A 3,971-nucleotide genomic window follows, 5' to 3' on the forward strand; every position below is an offset into this window, starting at 1 on the left:
TCCGGGGTCGGTCGGAGGCTGTCGAGGTGCGCGCGGACCTCGTCGAGCTGCGCGCCGGACGCCCGCTTCACGGCGANCCGGGCGCCGCGGGGCTCGAGGACGCCCCGGAGTTCCGCGAGCGACGCGATCTCGTCGAGGTCGATCGGCGTGACCGTCCACGAGCGCCCCTCGTGCAGGATGAGCCCCTCGCGCTCGAGCCTCGAGAGCGCCGCCCGGACCGGGGTCCGCGAGGCGTGGAACCGCGCTTCGAGCCCGCGTTCGGAGATGCGCTCCCCCGGGGCGATCTCGAGCGTGAGGATCGCGGCACGGAGGTTGTCGTAGAGCTGGCTCGTCTGCGACACGGGCGCTGGTTCGGTCGTCTCGGTCACGGCGATCCAGCCTAGCGGCGTTCGGGTCCGGATGGTATACCGTTGTGGTATACCAATCAGTTCCACGACGGGACGACTCCGTGACCTCCACCACGCGCGCCTGGACGATGCTCGCTCTCGGCGTCGCCGCCCAGGCGGCCGGCACCCTCGTGGTGTCCGCACCCGCCCTGCTCATCCCGTTCCTGCACGCGCACGGCACGCCGCTCGCCCTCGCGGGGCTCCTCGCCGCGGCACCGACGTTCGGCATGGTCCTCACGCTCATCGCGTGGGGTGCGGTCACCGACCGCATCGGCGAACGCGTGGTCATCGCGGGCGGGCTCGTCCTCACGACCCTGGCGGTCGTCGGCGCCTGGGCTGCTGCGGGCAACCCCGTGCTGCTCGGCCTGGCCTTCCTCGCCGCGGGCATGACGAGCGCCTCGACGAACGCCGCGAGCGGCCGGGTCGTCGTCGGGTGGTTCCCGAAGGAGCGGCGCGGACTGGCGATGGGGATCCGGCAGATGTCGCAGCCCCTCGGGGTGACGCTCGCGGCGGTCACGGTCCCGCAGCTGGCCGAGGCGGTGGGCCTCCGTGCGGCCCTCGTCCTGCCGATCCTGCTGTGCGCCGTGCTCGCCGTCGCCTGCGCGATCGGCATCCGGAACCCGCCGAGGCCGTCCCGCGCCGAAGCCCCGGTGGCGCACGTCGCGAACCCGTACCGCGCGGACGGCTTCCTCTGGCGGATCCACGCCGTGTCGGTCCTGCTGGTCGTGCCGCAGTTCACGCTGTCGACCTACGGGCTGGTGTGGCTCGTCGGCCTCGGCTGGTCGACCCCGGCCGCCGGGCTGCTCGTCGGCGCCTCGCAGTTCGTCGGGGCGATCGGCCGGATCCTCGTCGGCGCCTGGAGCGACCGCGCCGCGTCCCGGGTCGGCCCCCTGCGGATCGTCGCCGTGAGCGCCGCGGCGGTGATGGGGCTGCTGGCCCTGGTGGACGCCACGCACCTCGCGGCCGCCGCGGTGTTCTTGGTCGTCGCGACGAGCGTGACCGTCGCGGACAACGGCCTGGCATACACGTCGGTCGCCGAGGCTGCCGGACCGTTCTGGTCGGGACGCGCGCTCGGGGCGCAGAACACCGGGCAGTTCATCGCGGCGAGCGCCGTCGGCCCCGGGATCGGTGCGCTCGTCGGGGCGGTCGGGTTCGCGGCGTCGTTCGGGGTCGTCGGGGTGCTGCCGCTGCTGGCGCTGCCGTTGGTCCCCCGGCGCGACCGGTCCCTGCAGGACTGAGACTTCCCAGAACGCTTGCGATGGGGAGCCGGAACGGGCGTACCGGGTCGAACGGATCGACCAGGGACGCCCGTTCCGACCAGGTACGCCGGTTCCGACCAGGTACGCACGTTCCGACTGGGCGCGCTCGGGAGCGGGCCCGCGACCGGGCCCGCCCCGGGCCGGGATCAGGCGGGGACGGCCGGACCGACCGGCCACCGCAGCAGCGCGGCCGCGGCGACCCCGCCCGGCAGCGACGCGGCGTTGACGAGCACGAGCTCCGCGTCGGTCAGGACGGCCGCGCGGACGAGCGCGCACACGGCCGGTACCGCCCCGATCACGGGCGTCCCGCCGGCCTGCTCCGGCGCGGTCGCGACCCACGGGGCTCCGGCGAGCGCGAGGAGCGTCTTGTCCCCGACGGCCACCGCGTCGAGCGCGACGACCGCGCCCTGCGCCTGCTGCAGTGCCCCGACGACGGCGCCGAGCCCCGTCACGGCGAGGTTGTCACCACGGCCGACGTGGGTGCGGAGCAGCTGCTCGAGGTCGTGCCGCCGGGTGGCCACCACACGGGCGAGAGCGGTCTCGACGTGCTCGACGAAGGCCTGCTTCGACGCGGCGTCCGCGCGGGGGTCTCCCGGGAAGACGGAGGTGAGTCCGCGGGTCTCCGACGACAGCGCCTTCACGAGGAGTTCGCGTGCGGTGACGTCCCCGGCCACCACGACGAGCCCCGGCCGGAGGGTCCGGACGGCCTCGTCGACGGAAGCGGCGGTCTCGGCGGAGTTCTGCTTCCAGATCTCCTCGGTGTGCTGCTGCCAGTGCGGCTGCTTCCAGCCCGTCCCCGCCTTGGCGTAGTGCAGCGTGTCGTTGTGTCCCTGCACCTGCTGCTCGTCGTGCGACACCGGTGCGTGGCCGAGTCGGTAGGCGCGGAACGCCCCGCCCTCCTTGCCGGCGTGGACCACCAGGAACGGCAGGTCGACCGGACGGTGGGCGACCAGCGGGACGAGGTCGGGGACGTCGCCGACCCCGACGGACTCGGGGCCGTGCAGCGTGCCGGGGAGCACCTCGCTGATCACGAGCGTGCCGTCGTGCACGAGGACGTACCGGGTGACGGGTGACGGGACCCCCGGTGCCTGTTCGAACTCGCCGGCGACGAGGTCGACCACGTCGTCGGCCGCGCCCTGCTTCCGGAGCGCCCCCTCGACGACACGGAGCCGCAGCGCCGCCTGCCGTCTCGGGTCGTCCACGTTGCCGGAGACGTCGGCGTACGCCCAGGCCCAGGTCCCACCGCCCTCCAGCCGCTGTCCCAGGATCTCGTGCAGTTCACTCGTCGCGTTGGTCGACGTCATGGCAGCTCCTCTCGGACGGTCGCCGGGGCTGTCACGAACCCCGACGTTTCGTGTGCGCCCACACTCCACCTGTTCGGCCCTCGTCGCCCACGGCCCGGAGCGAACACCCAGAGTCTGCGTGAAAGTACAGCCCTGCTCGGTTTTGTGGTTGGGTGGAGGGCACCCCGATCGACGACGAACCGGAGTCCAGGCAATGCGGCCACAAGCGAACCGAAGCGCGATATCGAGACGACAGCTGTTGGGCTTCGGCCTGGGCACCGCTGCCGCCGGACTCCTGGCCGGGTGCGCCGTGCCGGGCTCCACCAACGTGAACAAGGCGGCACTCATCCCCGCCGCGGCGAGCGGGCAGAAGGTCGAGCTGACCTACTGGGCCTGGCTCAAGGACCTGCAGAAGGTGTGCGACGTCTGGAACGAGTCGCACCCGGACATCCAGGTCACGGCCAACTGGATCCCCGGCGGCAACAGCGGCGGCTACCAGAAGATGTACTCGGCGCTCGCGGCCGGCGGTGGCCCCGACATCGGCCAGGTCGAGCTCCGGCAGATCCCCGAGTTCATGCTCGCCAACGGCCTCACCGACCTCGCCCGGTACGGCGCGAAGGACTTCGAGTCGAAGTACGACGACGCGGCCTGGGCGCAGGTGTCGTTCGTGGACGGCATCTACGGCATCCCGCAGGACACCGGCCCGATGGGCTTCTACTACCAGACGGCGATCCTCGAGCAGGCCGGCGGCGAACCCCCGACGACGTGGGACGAGTGGCGCGACCTCGCCGAGAAGGTCCGGTCGACCGGGGCCCAGAACTACCTCGAGGTCTTCCCCGTCGCCGACGCCTCCCCCTTCGCCGCGTACGCGCAGCAGGCCGGCGCCCGGTGGTTCAAGGTCGACGGCGACGAGTGGGTCGTCGACATGACCGACGACAAGACCATGATGGTCGCCGACTTCTTCGACGGCGTCATCGACGACAAGCTCGTCGACACGAGTGCCGGTGCGTACTCCCCCGGCTGGTACGCCGCGGCGGCGAGCG

4 protein-coding genes are annotated in these 3,971 nt (G+C 72.8%); 2 read left to right on the forward strand and 2 right to left on the reverse strand.

The features are described from left to right. The coding region (locus tag I5E_RS10585; protein WP_441294328.1) for a GntR family transcriptional regulator at positions 1 to 530 on the reverse strand (530 nt) is incomplete at its 3' end. Between I5E_RS10585 and I5E_RS10590 the strand changes: the two genes are divergently transcribed. Beyond that, a complete protein-coding gene (locus tag I5E_RS10590) occupies positions 476 to 1,624 on the forward strand; it encodes an MFS transporter (RefSeq protein WP_042723774.1) in 1,149 nt (382 codons plus the stop codon). The genes I5E_RS10585 and I5E_RS10590 overlap by 55 nt on opposite strands. A 167-nt stretch (positions 1,625 to 1,791) precedes the next feature. On the opposite strand, the gene I5E_RS10595 is transcribed toward I5E_RS10590, so the two are convergent. Then, positions 1,792 to 2,949 (reverse strand): baeRF2 domain-containing protein, encoded by a 1,158-nt coding sequence (locus tag I5E_RS10595; protein WP_022906960.1) that lies wholly within the window; start codon positions 2,947 to 2,949, stop codon positions 1,792 to 1,794. Between the two features lie 238 nt (positions 2,950 to 3,187). Between I5E_RS10595 and I5E_RS10600 the strand changes: the two genes are divergently transcribed. Further along, the coding region (locus I5E_RS10600; RefSeq protein WP_022906961.1) for an ABC transporter substrate-binding protein at positions 3,188 to 3,971 on the forward strand (784 nt) is incomplete at its 3' end.

The sequence above is a fragment of the Curtobacterium sp. B18 genome (assembly GCF_000333375.1).
Lineage (GTDB): Bacteria > Actinomycetota > Actinomycetes > Actinomycetales > Microbacteriaceae > Curtobacterium.